11 protein-coding genes, 1 pseudogene and 1 riboswitch are annotated in these 14,862 nt (G+C 57.9%); of the genes and pseudogenes, 10 read left to right on the forward strand and 2 right to left on the reverse strand.

Translation table 11 applies throughout. From position 1 onward, the window contains the following. The first annotated feature begins 102 nt into the window (after positions 1–102). Together MYS68_RS09850 and MYS68_RS09855 are read left to right on the forward strand one after the other, a co-directional pair. A complete protein-coding gene (locus MYS68_RS09850; RefSeq protein WP_248925675.1) occupies positions 103–264 on the forward strand; it encodes a hypothetical protein in 162 nt (53 codons plus the stop codon). 80 nt (positions 265–344) lie between these two features. After that, positions 345–1,241 (forward strand): SDR family oxidoreductase, encoded by an 897-nt coding sequence (locus tag MYS68_RS09855; RefSeq protein ID WP_248925676.1) that lies wholly within the window; start codon positions 345–347, stop codon positions 1,239–1,241. Here MYS68_RS09855 and MYS68_RS09860 read toward each other — a convergent pair. Then, positions 1,238–2,817: pseudogene (locus MYS68_RS09860) on the reverse strand (hypothetical protein). The gene MYS68_RS09855 and the pseudogene MYS68_RS09860 overlap by 4 nt on opposite strands. Before the next feature lie 34 nt (positions 2,818–2,851). Continuing rightward, complete coding sequence (locus MYS68_RS09865; protein WP_248925677.1) at positions 2,852–4,150, reverse strand: AAA family ATPase; 1,299 nt, start codon at positions 4,148–4,150, stop codon at positions 2,852–2,854. A 171-nt stretch (positions 4,151–4,321) separates the two neighbouring features. Here MYS68_RS09865 and MYS68_RS09870 point away from each other — a divergent pair, with 171 nt between their 5' ends. The 8 genes from MYS68_RS09870 to atzF all read left to right on the forward strand — a co-directional run bounded on the left by MYS68_RS09870 (position 4,322) and on the right by atzF (position 14,694). Next, a complete protein-coding gene (locus MYS68_RS09870; protein WP_248925678.1) occupies positions 4,322–4,795 on the forward strand; it encodes a glutathione peroxidase in 474 nt (157 codons plus the stop codon). A 133-nt stretch (positions 4,796–4,928) separates the two neighbouring features. Next, entirely contained in the window at positions 4,929–5,771 is an 843-nt protein-coding gene (gene larE / locus MYS68_RS09875; RefSeq protein ID WP_248925679.1) for an ATP-dependent sacrificial sulfur transferase LarE, read from the forward strand. After that, complete coding sequence (locus MYS68_RS09880) at positions 5,764–6,750, forward strand: 2-hydroxyacid dehydrogenase (RefSeq protein ID WP_248925680.1); 987 nt, start codon at positions 5,764–5,766, stop codon at positions 6,748–6,750. The genes larE and MYS68_RS09880 overlap by 8 nt, the downstream gene beginning before the upstream one ends. Positions 6,751–6,822: 72 nt before the next feature. Then, entirely contained in the window at positions 6,823–7,359 is a 537-nt protein-coding gene (locus tag MYS68_RS09885) for a GrpB family protein (RefSeq protein WP_248925681.1), read from the forward strand. A 242-nt stretch (positions 7,360–7,601) separates the two neighbouring features. Further along, a riboswitch (guanidine-I (ykkC/yxkD leader) is annotated at positions 7,602–7,752 on the forward strand. 47 nt (positions 7,753–7,799) lie between these two features. After that, positions 7,800–8,519, forward strand: a complete 720-nt coding sequence (locus MYS68_RS09890; protein WP_248925682.1) for an urea amidolyase associated protein UAAP1 — start codon at positions 7,800–7,802, stop codon at positions 8,517–8,519. A 53-nt stretch (positions 8,520–8,572) separates the two neighbouring features. Then, positions 8,573–9,223 carry an urea amidolyase associated protein UAAP2 gene (locus MYS68_RS09895; RefSeq protein WP_248925683.1) on the forward strand — a complete coding sequence of 217 codons (651 nt, stop codon included), beginning with the start codon at positions 8,573–8,575 and terminating at the stop codon, positions 9,221–9,223. Between the two features lie 33 nt (positions 9,224–9,256). Then, positions 9,257–12,907, forward strand: a complete 3,651-nt coding sequence (gene uca / locus MYS68_RS09900) for an urea carboxylase (protein ID WP_248925684.1) — start codon at positions 9,257–9,259, stop codon at positions 12,905–12,907. Beyond that, positions 12,904–14,694 carry an allophanate hydrolase gene (gene atzF / locus MYS68_RS09905; RefSeq protein WP_248925685.1) on the forward strand — a complete coding sequence of 597 codons (1,791 nt, stop codon included), beginning with the start codon at positions 12,904–12,906 and terminating at the stop codon, positions 14,692–14,694. Before uca ends, atzF begins: the two co-directional genes overlap by 4 nt. The last annotated feature ends 168 nt before the right edge of the window (positions 14,695–14,862 follow it).

Here is a 14,862-nt window from a genome sequence, read left to right on the forward strand (position 1 = left end):
GCGGTTATGCTTGGTCTTTTTGAAAAAAATGTGACGGTTGCACACATGAACCGCGAAGCGCTTTCATACAATGGAGTAAAAGCTTGCAGGGAGTTGAGGCGAATGGCTCCGGGCGTCGAACTGTTTTTGTGGTGCATCGTTTTTGCTATTCCTACAGCAATTGTTTGTACGGTTTTAAACAGGTTGATCACGTACGATACGACGAACTTCGATCTCGAATTCGTCTGGGACAACAAGTACAGCAGGGAGCAATTGGAACTTTAAAAGTTGGAAATTATGGGCGTTCACCTATTTCGGCGAGAAGAATAATCTGGAAGTAGCGAAGCCGAAATGGAGGAACCTTTATGTATTCCAATTTCTATTACGGTCACAAGATCAAATGTGAAGATATTCCCGCTGAGTTTCCGCCGCAGTATCAGCCTTCGCAGCCGGGAGTGGAGGCCATTATGCAACCGCGACCGGTTTCGGAGTTGCCGGGGCGAATCGGATCGGGAAAGCTGCAGGATAAAGTGGCGATCGTTACAGGCGGGGACAGCGGAATCGGGCGTGCGGTCGCCTATTTGTTCGCTCTGGAAGGTGCGGACATCGCGGTTGTTTATTTAAATGAGCACGTGGATGCCGCGGAGACGAAGGAAAGAATCCGCCGGCTCGGCCGCCGCTGTCTGACGATCGCCGGGGACATCGGTAATGAAGAATTTTGCCGGCAAGCCGTAGGGTCCACGTTATCCGAATTCGGACGAATCGATATTCTGATCAACAACGCAGCAGAAAGTCATTATCAGCCGGACATCGGACAAATTTCCGCCGAACAGCTGGAGAAAACGTTTCGAACAAATGTTTTCTCCTGTTTTTATTTTGTCAAGGCAGTTCTTCCTTACTTAAAGCCGGGCAGCGCCATCATTAATACGAGCTCGGTAGCGGCGGTAAAAGGCTACCCGGGATTGTTCGATTATTCGGCGACTAAAGGAGCGGTCAGCGCTTTTACCAAGTCGCTCGCGGTTTCTTTGATTGACCGGGGCATTCGGGTCAATGCCGTTGCCCCGGGTCGAACGTGGACGCCGCTCATTCCATCATCGTTTCCTGCCGAAAGGTACATGTATTACGGGACCGAAGATCCCGCCGGTCCGATGAGAAGATCGGCCCAGCCGTTTGAAATCGCGCCCGTATACTTATATTTAGCGTCGGACGACTCCACCTTTGTTATCGGGCAGACCTTTCACGTCGATGGCGGCGAAACTTAGGGATTTTGATGCAGCGTTTTTCCGGTTGACTGTTTTTGCGCCGGCTTGCGAAATACATCGAGCAGCAGCTCGCTGCTTTCGGGATTTTGCGCTTCCCAGGTGGCGGCGAACCGCACATGATGCGATACTCCGAGGATGTCGTATTTCTGCGCCAAATGCTGGCGCGGATTGCCGACGATAAGCGTATGGAGGCGCACCTGCTTGCGCTGTCCGAGCTCGCCGAGCATTTCCCGCACGGGCGGAGAAATATGGCCGATCCCGTCGGTCACCATGACAAAATCGGCATCGCGGAATGCCGGGCTTGCGCCGACGATTTCGATCCCGCGTTTGATCGGCGCGTCGAAGTGTGTACCGCCGCCGAACGCCATTTGCGATAGAGCGTAGAAAGCCGGCCAGTCCGGCTTTTTCCAGTAAAGGCGCCGCTCGACGAGCTCGCCCTTGGCGCCGAACAGCAGCAGCACGAAGTCGCGTTTTTCCAGCAGCGTGAACGAAGCGAACGTGCCGGTGAAAATTTGCGCGAGCCGCAGCTTGCCGCCTCGCATCGAATGCGACGTGTCCAGCATGCAGACGACCGGGCCTTTTTGCGGTTCGAAAGTGCGTCCGGACACGTTGTAGGTGAGCAGCTTATGCTCCAGCCATTTGACCGTAAAATAAGCCTCGTAGTCCGGATCGGCGAGCAGGCTCGCTTCGCTGGGCAGCATATGGCTGATGTCTCCGGACTGGCGCAGGTCGTCATAGGCTTCCGGCATGTGCGGCGACCGTCTGCGGCGGCGTTTGGCGCGGAGCTGCTGGACATTCCGGCCGACCTCCTGCAGGAACGAGACGAGCTCGGGATGACGCCGCAGCTTCTCGACCCACTGCATATAACGCTCGTGCTCCTGCCGGTGCAGCTTGCCGAGATCGCTGCCCCAGCGGCGGTTCGCAACCTGCTGGCTGGCCTTCAGCAGCTCGAACACGTTGAGGCTCTCGACATCCTCTTTGGCGAGCGTTTCCTTGAGCGAGCGGTTCAGCCAATCACCGAGCTGCTCCTCCAGCTCCTTCATCGCTTCGCTTTCGCGGCGGTCCATGCGGTCCAACTGCTTTTCGCGTTGGTCGAGCTCGGCTTCCGCTTTTTTCAGCTTCTGCCGCAGCTTGTCTCGCTTCATAAACTCCGTGCGCATTTCCTCCTGCAGAGAGGCGATGCGTTCCTTGAGCGCTTGGATCTCCGCAGCGACGAGAGGGCGCGTATCGAGGGCGGCCTGCTTTTCCTCGACGTTTTTTTTTCCCATTTGCAGCGTATAACCGACGAGCTTCAGCTTCTCGAGCTGCTTTTCCGACAAATGCTCGCTCACTTGCGGCGACTCTTGACCCTGCTGCGGTTTGCGGCTTTCGATGCCGACGGTGAGCAGCTTCTCGTCCTTTTTACGCCGCTTCACTTCCTCTTCGAAGCTGTCCGTCAGCCACATCAGCGCCTTAACTCGACGGAAAACCACGGCGTTTTCGCCTGCGCCTCACGCACCCATTCCTGGGCGATGCGGGACGAATGAACATAGCCGTCGAACACGTAACGGTCGATGCGCGCGCATCGGATAATCATCGGTGTGCACCGCCTTTCCGGCCGTCAGCGCCGTTCACAATGTATAGTCGTATTGAAAGCCGGGAATTTCCCGGTCGAAGAGCGTACGGTACAATCCTTGGATCGTTTGCAAAATGCGCTCGCCCTGGATGCGCAGATGCGTATATTTGACCGCATATTGATCCGCATGCATGACGAGGAAATTTTGGTTGCGGATATAGCCCGGCAAATCTTTTTCCCGCTGCTGCCAGACGACGAGCTTGCTGCGCAGCTGGCGCGCGGTTTCCTCCAGCTCGTCCCGGCAGTGCTCGGTCAGATGTTTCATATGTTCCACGGCTTCGGCACTCATCTTGCCGCCGACTTCTTTTTTAAACTGGAACGCATGCAGCTCGTCTTCTTTTTCCAGCCATTTCGAGGCGACCTGGTCATAGGAGCGGAGCGGCAGCTCGCGTTCGACTTCCTTCTTCAGCGCATCCTGGAACACGGCGTGGTACAGCTCCTGCATCGTGTCCAGCTCCTCCGGAAAATCCCACAGCATATGCGGAGTGTAGACGGTATCCCACACGGAAACGCTGTCGCGCCCGTTGAGCGCGGCGGACGTTTTCCAAACATGGCCGATTTTTTTCCAGCGCCGGTCGGAGAGGCGGTAGTCTTTCTCCTCGAGCGACGTCTTGAGCTGGAACAGCATGTAGATCATGTTTTCCGGCAAGGTCGCCTGGGCGGCAGCCTCGCGGATTTTGTTCAGATCGCCGGTCGACAGAAGGGGAGGGAGCGCCTCCGTAGGTAAATCGAACAGCTGCTCGTAGCTCGACATTTGTTTCAGAAAGCCGACCTCGTACCGCAGCAAAAACCGGTCGTACAGCGCCTCAAGCTGCTCGTTTTCCTCCGGCAGCTCGTTGGAGGCGGCTATCAGAAACGTCAGAGGCACCTGCTGCTTTTCCCGGCCGTTAAAGAACATCCGCTCGTTTAAAATCGACAGCAGCGCGTTTAAGATCGCACTGTTCGCTTTGAAAATTTCATCGAGAAACGCAAAGCTCGTTCCGGGCAAGTACCCGTCGGTTTGCCGGACGTATCGGTCTTCTTTCAACTGCTGCAGCGATACGGGCCCGAAAATTTCGTCCGGCGTCGTAAACCGCGTAAGCAGGTAGTCGAACCATGGCCCGCCGAACAGCTGTGCAACTGCGCGGGCGAGCTGCGATTTGGCCGTACCGGGAGGGCCGACGAGCAGCACGTTTTCCCCGGCAAAGACGCCGAGCAAAATGAGCCGGATCAGCTCCTCGCGCTCGAGAAACCGCTCTTCGAGCAGGCGGATCGATCGCTGCATTTTATCTTGAATCGCTTGAGTGTCGTTCATGGCAACTCCTCTTTCGGTGTGCGTTAGTTCGCTGAACTAAGGACAGCTAATCTACATTGTACCAAACTTCGGGCATGACGCACCAATCTTTCCAAAGTTTTCCCGAAGCCGAACAAATGATACAATGGAAACAGCTTGATGCCAAGCCAAAATCCGAAGGAGGCTTTTTACATGTCCATCTATGATATTGAGGTCAAAACGGCCGAAGGGCAGCCCAAATCGCTGTGGGATTTCGAGGGGCAGGTGCTGCTGATCGTCAACGTCGCATCGAAATGCGGGTTTACGAACCAGTATGAGGGACTGGAGCAGCTTTACCGCACATACAAAGACCGCGGCTTCCGCATCCTCGCATTCCCGTGCAACGACTTCGGCGGGCAGGAACCGGGCACGCTGGAGGAAATCAAGGAGTTTTGCAGTCTGAACTATGGAGTCACCTTCGAGTTGTTCGATAAGGTGCGCATTCTCGGGGAAGACAAGCATCCGCTTTACGCTTACCTGACCGAACATGCGGAACCTGCGGGCGACGTGCAGTGGAATTTCGAAAAATTTCTGATCGGCAAAGACGGCGCCATCGCCGGGCGTTATTCCAGCAAAGTGACGCCTGACGACGAACAGTTGGTCAAAGATATAACGTCTTTATTGTAATCCGATTAATACCGGCAGGGTACTTACCTTTTATATAGTTCTTTCTCCTGAAGCGAAAAAGCCCTATAATAGACAATGTCAAATCTTTAATATGACATTACTTCTTGTCTGAAGCCCAGGAGGATGAATCTTGATGGATCACATAGAACAAAAGTACGAAAAACTCGGAGAGCTGCTGCAGTCGCTCGGCAAAGTCGTCGTCGCTTTCTCCGGCGGTGTGGACAGCGCCTTTCTGCTGAAGGCGGCGCTTGAATTCCTCGGCAAGGACAACGTGCTGGCGATTACCGCGGATTCGGAAACGTATCCGGTCCGCGAGCGGGAAGAAGCGATTGCGTTGGCGAAGGAGCTGGGCGCGCATCACGAGGTTATCCATACAAGCGAGCTGGCGATTCCCGGTTATGCGGAAAATCCGACCAACCGCTGCTATTTTTGCAAAAACTCGCTGTTCGATCATCTGATTCCGATCGCCAACGAGCGCGGCTACGACCATGTCGTCTTCGGCGCCATCGCCGACGATCTGGGCGACCACCGGCCGGGGCTGACCGCCGCGCACGAGAAGGGCGTTCGCGCTCCGCTGCTCGAAGCCGGCATCAAGAAAGCCGAAATCCGCCACCTGTCGCGCAAATTCGGGCTGCGCACGTGGGATAAGCCGTCGTTCGCCTGCCTGTCCTCGCGTATCCCGTACGGCGAGCTGATTACGGCGCAAAAGCTGTCGATGATCGACCAGGCGGAAGACTTCCTGATCCAGCTCGGCTTTAAGCAGGTGCGTGTTCGCCAGCACGAAAACCTCGCGCGGATCGAAGTGCCCGCCTCGGATATCGCCGAGCTGGCGGCCGTCGCCGATACGGTGCATGCGAAGCTGAAGGAGATCGGCTATTCGTATGTGACGATGGATTTGAAAGGCTACCGTTCCGGCAGCCTGAATGAAGTGCTCGATTCCTCTCAGCTGAAGGTAGGTGCGGGAAGCCATGAGTAAGCCAAAGGTGCTCATATCGAGCAAAATTCCGCAAGAGGTGGAACAATATATCGCCGAGCATGCTGAGCTCGTCCGCTGGCCGTCTGACCGGACGCTGTCGCACGAGCAGAAGCTTGCCTTTCTGCACGATGTCGAAGGGCTGCTCACGACGGGCGGAGGCATCGCCGTCAACGAGGAGCTGCTGCAGCACGCTCCGAAGCTGCGCATAGCCAGCAATATCGCGGTTGGTTACAACAACTTCGATACCGCCGCGATGAAAGCGCGGGGCGTGCTCGGTACGAACACGCCGCATGTGCTCGACGATACCGTCGCCGATCTTGTCCTTGCGCTCATGCTCGCCTCGGCCCGCCGTGTGACGGAGCTCGACCAGCTCGTCAAGCAAGGCAAATGGCAAAGAGGCAAGCTGAAGGATGAAGATCTGTTCGGGCTTGACGTTCACCATGCAACGGTCGGCATCATAGGCATGGGCCGGATCGGCGAAGCGATCGCCAAGCGGGCGAAATTCGGCTTCGACATGGATGTGTTGTATTATAACCGCAGCCGCAAACCGGAAATGGAGGAGCGTCTGGGTGTCAGCTACCGAGCGTTGGAGCAGCTGCTGCGCGAATCCGATTTCGTCGTGCTGATGACGCCGCTGACAAGCGAGACGACGCGCCTCATCCGCAAGGAGCATTTTGAGCTGATGAAGCGTACGGCTTTCTTCATCAATGCATCGCGCGGCCAAACGGTCGACGAGCGGGCGCTGATCGAAGCGCTGCAGGAAGGTTTGATCCGCGGCGCCGGCCTCGACGTGTTCGAGCAGGAGCCGACGGACCCTAACAATCCGCTGCTTGCGATGCCGAACGTCGTGACGCTGCCGCATATCGGCTCGGCGACCGCCAAGACGCGGTTCGATATGGCGATGAGAGCGGCCAAAAATCTCGTAGCCGGACTGAAGGGCGAAGCCCCTCCGGATCTGGTCGGCGAGTTAAGAGAATAATCTAAAGCAGGCAGCTAGCTGGCGCACATCCGAAGGGTGTGCGCCGTTGTTGTTTCGACTGGAGGTCTTGTTATGACATTAGACGAATCGATCCATCTGGAGGAATACCGGGCACACTGGGGGAAGCTTTTTCAGGAGGAGTATCGATTGCTGCGGGATGCGGTGGGTGACAGCGTCGCCGCAATCGAGCACTTCGGGAGCACATCGGTGCCGGGGCTCGTCGCTAAACCGATCATCGACATATTGATCGGCGTTTCGGATTGGAGCCAGGCCAGCGATATTGCCGGGAAGCTTGTGGGGGCAGGATACGAAAGCTTGGGCGAAGCGGGTATTCCGGGGCGGCTGTACCTCCGCAAAAGAGGAGAACATGACTTTAACGCCCACGTTGTCCTCTACAAGGGGGAGATCTGGAATAACAATCTCATCCTTCGCGATTACTTGCGCGTAAATGCGGATGAAGCCCGTCAATACGGGGAATTGAAGAAGCGGATTGTCAAAGACGGAGCCGGAACGCTGCTCAAATACTCGGATGAAAAGGGTGAATTTGTCGGCAATCTTCTGGAGCGAGCAAAAAGTTGGGCAAAAGACAGGCACGATACGCATGAATAAAACCGCGATGATGTGGAACGGCGATAAAATCGATAAGCACCGTTGCTCTTGCCGGTTTCCGGCGGGTATTGCATCGAATGCGGCAGGGGCGACGGAAGATGAAACTTTTTACGCGAAAACCGAATTTGTGTTATGAAAAGTAACATTAGTATTGACATGGTTTTCGATTTTGTTTTATACTCCAGTTATCACGTTACTTTATGTCACAAGAAAATAAGTCCTCGAGCAAAATTTGTAAGGACGAAAAAGCTGTCTAGGGTTCCGCTGGCGAATCACGTGATATATAAGATCACATGATTCGCGAGGTCTGGTCCAAGAGACGGCGTACGGAAGGCGGCTCACATTACGCGAGAAGCCGAACGTATAACACGGAAGGATAAAAGCCTGGGAGATTTCTCTCCCGGGCTTTTTATTTTTCTATCCAACAGGAGGCGAGGAAGATGAACTTGATCTGGAAGACAACCATGAGGCCCGGGGGCAAATGGTCCGGGTTTGTCGGCAGAGGAAAGCTGCTGCGTTTTACGGCGTTGGAGGCGGGCGCTAACGTATCGATGCTGATGTATAACGCCAGAGACTTATCCGAGCGCTACAACATGCCGGACACACTGAAGGCGCAGCACACGTCGCATTTGACCCGCGGCCATGTGCTGATGAGCGACAATGGCCGCGCGATGGCGAGCATCACGGAGGACAGCCTCGGGTGGCACGACGCGATATGCGGGTACAGCACCCGCGAGGCGACGGATATCAAGTACGGGGCGACGCGGTACCAGGAGCAGCGTAACGACTGGCTGCGCAGCGGGCAGGAAAACTTTGCCGTCGAGCTTGTCCGCTGCGGACTGGGGCGAAAAGATCTGGTGCCGAACGTCAATTTGTTTTCCAAAGTGTACTGTGACGAAGACGGCTGTATGCATTTTTGCGAAGATCATTGCAAGGCGGGTTCAACGGTGACGCTGCGTACCGAAATGGACATTTTGCTCGTCTTGTCGAACACCCCGAATCCGCTCGATCCGCGAAACGCATATCCTGCGGTTCCGGTTCTGCTGGAGGTGCTTCCGGCAGCTGGGGTGGAAAGCTCCGATTACTGCGTGAATTATCGCCCGGAAAACCGGCGCGCTTTTGAAAATACATGGGAGTATTACGCTCTGATGGGCGTGTGACCGGATCGGATTTGGCGAAAGAGACTGGAATTTATTTTCGAGGAGGAGCCGACATGGCTGTATTCAATAGAGTGGAAAGCCCGCGGAAGGCGGAGGATGCGGTTTTCGATCAAACGATTCTCGCTGGGGACGGTTGGGCGCATGAGCTTCAGCCGGGCCAGGTGCTGAGGATCGTCGATCTGGAGGGCAATCAGGCCGCCGATACGCTGTTTTACGATGCCGATAATCCGGATGACCATTACAGTGCGGCGGCGACGATCGTCGGTCAAGGCAACATTTACTTGACGGCGGGATCGGTGCTGCGCGCCGAATCGGGCAAAGTGCTGCTGAAAATCGTCGCCGACACGTGCGGACGCCACGACACGCTCGGAGGAGCATGCTCGGCGCAGAGCAACACGGTACGTTATGCGCATGAAAAGCTGCATATGCACAACTGCCGAGACACGTTTATGCTGCAGCTGGCGAATTATGAGGGCGCCTATACGAAGCGGGACCTCGCGCCGAATATCAACTTTTTTATGAATGTGCCGGTTACTCCGGATGGGGGGTTGGAGTTTGCCGACGGCGTCTCCGCCCCGGGCTGCTACGTGGAGCTGCAGTCGATGTGCTGTACACTGGCGCTGATCAGCAATTGCCCGCAGCTGAATAATCCTTGCAACGCATACAATCCGACGCCGATTCGGGTTTTGATTTGGAATAGTTAATTAACGTTAAAATTCAGCCGGGGAGAGGGTTTTATGTTTAAAAAAGTGCTCATTGCCAACCGCGGAGCGATCGCGGTGCGGATTGAACGCACGCTGCGCAGGCTCGGCATCGCTTCAGTAGCCGTCTATACGAAGGCCGACCAAGACAGCCTGCATGTGGATCTGGCGGACGAAGCTCTTTTGATCGGCGAAGGGCCGGCCAAAGACAGCTATTTGAATGCGGAGCTTATCCTGCAAAAGGCGGCGGAAACCGGAGCGGAAGCGATCCATCCGGGGTACGGCTTCCTCAGCGAAAATCCCGACTTCGCCCGGGCCTGCCGCAGGAAGGGGATCGCGTTTATCGGCCCGACTCCGGAGCAAATGGAGCAGTTCGGCCTCAAGCATTCGGCGCGGGAAATCGCCGTCAAGGCGGGAGTGCCGATGCTGCCGGGTACGGCGCTCATCGCGGAGCTTGAGGAGGCGCTCGGTGAAGCGGCGCGCATCGGATATCCGGTTATCCTAAAAAGCACCGCCGGCGGCGGCGGCATCGGCATGCGCGTCTGTACCGACGAGGCTGCGCTTCGCGCCGCTTTCGACGGAGTGCGCCATTTGGCGGAGACGAACTTTAAAAACGGCGGGGTGTTTTTGGAAAAGTACATCGCGAGAGCGCGGCATGTCGAGGTGCAAATTTTCGGCAACGGGTTCGGCGAGATCGTTACTTTGGGCGAGCGGGACTGTTCGATCCAGCGGCGCAACCAGAAGGTCATCGAAGAAAGCCCGGCGCCGAATTTTCCGCAACGTGTGCGCGAGGCGATGCTCGAAGCTGCGCGTGCGCTGGCTGCAGAGGTCGGCTACCGAAGCGCCGGTACGGTGGAATTTCTGTATGACGCACAGTCGCAGGAATTTTATTTCCTGGAAGTGAATACGCGGCTGCAGGTCGAGCACGGCGTTACCGAAGAGGTGCTCGGCGTCGACCTTGTCGAATGGATGGTCCGCGAAGCTGCGGATGAGCTGACGAACTTGCGGGCGCAACTGCGGGAGCCACGGGGACACAGCATTCAGGCACGGATTTACGCGGAGGATTGCCTGCAGCAGTTCCGCCCCAGTGCCGGCCAGCTTGACCGGGTGCAGTTTGCGGACGGGGCGCGGATCGAAACGTGGGTCAGGGACGGTTTGAACGTCACGACGTTATACGACCCGATGCTGGCGAAAATCATCGTTCACGGCGAAACGAGGCAGGAGGCGATCGATAAGCTGATTCGCGCTTTGCAAGGTACGCGAATATACGGTGTCACGACCAACCTGCAGTATTTGCAGGCGCTGCTGAACGAGAAGGATTGCCGTGAAGGCAGCGTATACACGCAGATGCTAAACGGCTTTGAGCCGGAGGAAAGAGCGCTTGAGGTGCTGGACGGCGGCGTGCAGACAACCGTGCAGGATTGGCCGGGCCGAGTCGGCCACTGGGACGTTGGTGTGCCGCCGTGCGGACCGATGGACCCGCATTCGTTCCGACTCGGCAACATGCTGCTCGGCAACAGCGAAAGTGCAAGCGGGCTCGAGCTGACGCTGCGCGGCGGCTCGTACAAATTCCGCTCGGGCATGTGGTTTTGCCTGACCGGCGCCGATATGGAGGCGAAGCTGGACGATGCGCCGGTGCCGATGTGCGAGCCGGTTTATGCCGGCCGCGGGCAGGTGCTGAGCTTCGGCGAAGCAAAGACGGGAATGCGCGCGTATTTGCTCGTTGCCGGAGGCTTCGATATGCCGAAAATTCTCGGCAGCTCGGCAACATTTACGCTTGGCGGCTTCGGCGGTCACGGGGGGCGCGCCTTGAGGGTAGGAGACGTGCTTGGCGTGAACGAAGGCAAAGCGCCGCAGCACATGGCGGGACTGGCCGCCGAAGATAGATCGGCGATGGCGCGGGAATGGACGATCGGCGTCATTCCGGGACCGCACTGCACGACGGAGTTTTTGCAGCCGGATTATTTGCAGCAGCTGACGGAAACAGGCTGGGAGGTGCATTTTAACAGCTCGCGCACCGGCGTGCGCCTGATCGGGCCGGCGCCGCATTGGACGCGCCAGGACGGTGGGGAGGCGGGCCTTCATCCGTCGAACATCCACGATAACGCGTATGCGATCGGCACATTGGACCTGACCGGAGACATGCCGATTTTGCTCGGGCCCGACGGGCCCAGTCTCGGCGGTTTCGTCTGTCCGGTGACGACGGCGTCGGCCGAGTTTTGGAAAATCGGCCAGCTGCATCCGGGCGATACGGTCCGCTTCCGGCTCCTTGCGTTGGAGGAGGCCGATGAGCTGCGCAGCGCACAGGAGCAGTTTTTATCCGAGGTGGGAGAGGGCCGCAGATCCGGCCTTTCACGTACTGCAGCTGCGATGATGACTAAGCCTGCCGCGTCGTTTACGCCGAACTACCCTTTGCTCGTTCAGGAAGAGAACGATCGTCGGTTTCCGATTTCGATCCGCTGCAGCGGCGACGAAAACGTGCTGGTCGAATATGGCCCGATGGAGCTGGATCTGCAGCTGCGCTTCCAGGTGCACGCGCTCATGCAGGCGATCAAGGACAGCGATGCGATTCCCGTGCTCGATCTGACGCCGGGCATCCGCTCGCTGCAGATTCACATCGACCGCTCGCGGATGACTGTGAGCGAAGCTTGCCGTCGCATTCTGGAGCTGGACCGCAGCCTCCCGCCGCTCGAGTCGATGCGCGTGCCTTCACGCATCGTGCGACTGCCGCTGTCCTGGGACGATCCGGCGACCCGGCTGGCGATCCAGCGTTATCAGCAAACGGTGCGTCCTGACGCGCCGTGGTGCCCGAGCAATCTCGAATTCATTCGCCGCATTAACGGGCTTGCCGATATCGAGGACGTCAAACGGATCGTCTTCGATGCAAACTATTTGGTCATGGGGCTCGGCGACGTCTACCTGGGAGCCCCTGTAGCGACGCCGCTCGACCCGAGGCACCGGCTGGTGACGACGAAATACAACCCGGCACGGACTTGGACTCCTGAAAACGCCGTCGGCATCGGCGGAGCTTATATGTGCGTGTATGGGATGGAAGGGCCCGGCGGCTACCAGTTTGTCGGGCGAACGATCCAGATGTGGAACCGGCTGCGCCCGACGGAAAGCTTTAAGCCTGGCCAACCTTGGCTGCTGCGGTTCTTTGACCAGATCCGCTTTTATCCGGTGGAGGCGGACGAACTGCTCAGGCTGCGCGAAGATTTCTTGCGGGGACGGTTTGAGGCGGATATTACGGAGACGACGTTTGATCTCGGCGAATATTTGCAGTTCCTCGAATCGATCCGGGACAGCGCGGATGCATTCCGAACGCAGCAGCAGACAGCTTTTCAGGCGGAGCGGGAAAGCTGGAGAGCGCTCGGACTCGCCGAATACGTATCGGAGACCGAGGCGGCCAAGGAAACTCCTGAGGAGGACGTTCCGGAAGGGGCGGAGGGCGTGCGCTGCACGATGCCGGGCAGCGTTTGGAAGGTGCTTGCGGCCCCCGGCCAGCGGGTGAAGAAAGGCGAGACGCTCATCATCGAGGAAAGCATGAAAATGGAATTTCCGATGGTTTCCCCTTGCGACGGTATCGTGCAATCCGTGAATGTAAAGCCCGGCGATCAAGTGAGCGCTGGACAGCTGATCGCGATTTTGACCAAAACGACCGAGGAGAAGGAGGCGCTTCCGGCATGAATGAGAACGTGCTGCCCCGCGAGCTGACTATCGTCTTGCTCCGCGAAATGTATGATAGGGAAGAAATCACGCCTTTGGAAGTCGTCCGCGAGATCGTCCGCAGGGCGGAACAGGACGCGGCGATGAACATTTGGATCGCTCCACCCTCAATGGATATGCTTATGCCTTATATCGAGCGGCTGAATGAAATGGATCCGGCGGATGCGCCTCTTTGGGGCATCCCGTTCGCCGTCAAGGACAATATCGACGTCGCGGGAGTGCCGACAACCGCGAGCTGCGCCGAATTCGCGTATACGCCGGACGAACATGCCGCTGTGGTCGAGCGCCTTGTCGCCGCGGGAGCGATCCCGGTCGGCAAAGCGAATCTCGACCAATTCGCCACCGGCCTTGTCGGTACAAGAAGCCCATACGGCGAAACGCATAATTCGCTGCGCGGCGAGCTGATCAGCGGCGGATCCAGCTCGGGCTCCGCCGTTGCCGTCGCCCGCGGCCAGGCGGCCTTCTCGCTTGGCACCGATACGGCGGGCTCCGGCCGCATTCCCGCGGCGCTCAATCGGCTTGTCGGCTTCAAACCAAGCATCGGCGCATGGCCGGTGAAAGGGCTAGTCCCCGCTTGCGCGAGTTTGGACTGCATCACCGTGTTCGCGAACAGTCTGGAGGACGCAGCGACCGTCGACCTCGTTGCGCGCGGGGAGCATGCCGCCGACCCTCGGTCCCGCTTCGTGCCCCGGCACGAGCCCAAGCTGCCTGAGAAAATATGCTTGCCTGCGGAGCCGCCGGTGTTTTTCGGCCCTTACGCGGACGAATACCGGAAAGCATGGCATGCGGCTGTGGAACGGCTGCAAGGGCTCGGCTTGCCTCTAGAATATATCGACGGCCGGATGTTCGATGAAGCGGCGGCCATTCTTTACGAAGGACCGTGGGTAGCCGAGCGATGGGCCGCCGTCGGCGGATTCATCGAAGCGCACCCGGGAGCGGCGTTTCCGGTTACCGAGCGCATCCTGCGCTCAGGAGCCGCACCGGAGCATTCGGCAGCTTCTCTCTTTCGGGCGATGCACAAGCTGCAGTCGTTCAAGCTGCAGGCGAAACAGCTGCTGGAAGGAGCGGTGCTGGCGATGCCGACATGCGGCGGCACTTGGACGCGCGAGCAGGTGCGGCAGGACCCGGTGGCGACGAACAGCGCGATGGGCCGTTACACGAACCATTGCAACCTGCTTGATTTGTGCGCCGTTGCCGTACCTTCAGACGATGCTGCGCACGATCTTCCGTTCGGCATTACGCTGTTCGGCCTTGCCGACAGCGAATCGCTTATCTGGGGAGCCGCGGGTTTGTTCGTGAAGGGAGCGGAAATACAGCTTGCAACCCCGGCAACGGCGGAAAACGCGGGAGAACCCGCCGTTCCGGAAACGACTTTGGTCGCCGTCTGCGGCCTTCATATGCGCGGGTATCCGCTTGAGAAGCAGATGCGCGAATGCGGCGCCCGCTTCGTCTGCGAAGCGTCGACGGCCGCGAAATACCAACTGGTCAGGCTGCCTACGACTCCGGCCAAGCCGGGGCTGATCAAAAGGCCGGCCGGAGGTGCCGCGGTTTCGCTGGAGCTGTGGGAGATGCCGCTGGCCAGCTTCGGCCGCTTCGCCGCTTTGATTCCCTCGCCGCTCGGCATCGGCAAAGTCGAGCTGTCCGACGGCCGCGAGGTGCCCGGCTTCATCTGCGAGGCGTACGCGGCGGCGCATGCGGAGGATATTACCGCGGCCGGAGGCTGGCGCAACGTCTTTCCGGCAGGCTGACGACCGTCAGCCATAGATACACCGGTCGCTCCCTCACATTTTCAGCGGGCGACCGGTGCACTTCTACAGTATCGTTGAGAACCCGATTCGATTTTACCATTTTCGTTCTCCCGGAATTGTGTTCTTAGGCCGGGAGCGCTATAATGAAAACGATTCACCGCTTTTTTC

The sequence above is a fragment of the Paenibacillus hamazuiensis genome (assembly GCF_023276405.1).
GTDB classification, from domain to species: Bacteria; Bacillota; Bacilli; order Paenibacillales; family NBRC-103111; genus Paenibacillus_AF; species Paenibacillus_AF hamazuiensis.

Bases quoted from the DNA above. Each gene is read 5' to 3' on its own strand.
- larE (WP_248925679.1), top strand. From the start codon at position 4,929: ATGGATCACATAGAACAAAAGTACGAAAAACTCGGAGAGCTGCTGCAG.
- MYS68_RS09880 (WP_248925680.1), top strand. From the start codon at position 5,764: ATGAGTAAGCCAAAGGTGCTCATATCGAGCAAAATTCCGCAAGAGGTG.
- MYS68_RS09885 (WP_248925681.1), top strand. From the start codon at position 6,823: ATGACATTAGACGAATCGATCCATCTGGAGGAATACCGGGCACACTGG.
- MYS68_RS09895 (WP_248925683.1), top strand. From the start codon at position 8,573: ATGGCTGTATTCAATAGAGTGGAAAGCCCGCGGAAGGCGGAGGATGCG.
- uca (WP_248925684.1), top strand. From the start codon at position 9,257: ATGTTTAAAAAAGTGCTCATTGCCAACCGCGGAGCGATCGCGGTGCGG.
- MYS68_RS09890 (WP_248925682.1), top strand. From the start codon at position 7,800: ATGAACTTGATCTGGAAGACAACCATGAGGCCCGGGGGCAAATGGTCC.
- atzF (WP_248925685.1), top strand. From the start codon at position 12,904: ATGAATGAGAACGTGCTGCCCCGCGAGCTGACTATCGTCTTGCTCCGC.
- MYS68_RS09865 (WP_248925677.1), bottom strand. From the start codon at position 4,150: ATGAACGACACTCAAGCGATTCAAGATAAAATGCAGCGATCGATCCGC.
- MYS68_RS09850 (WP_248925675.1), top strand. From the start codon at position 103: ATGGCTCCGGGCGTCGAACTGTTTTTGTGGTGCATCGTTTTTGCTATT.
- MYS68_RS09855 (WP_248925676.1), top strand. From the start codon at position 345: ATGTATTCCAATTTCTATTACGGTCACAAGATCAAATGTGAAGATATT.
- MYS68_RS09870 (WP_248925678.1), top strand. From the start codon at position 4,322: ATGTCCATCTATGATATTGAGGTCAAAACGGCCGAAGGGCAGCCCAAA.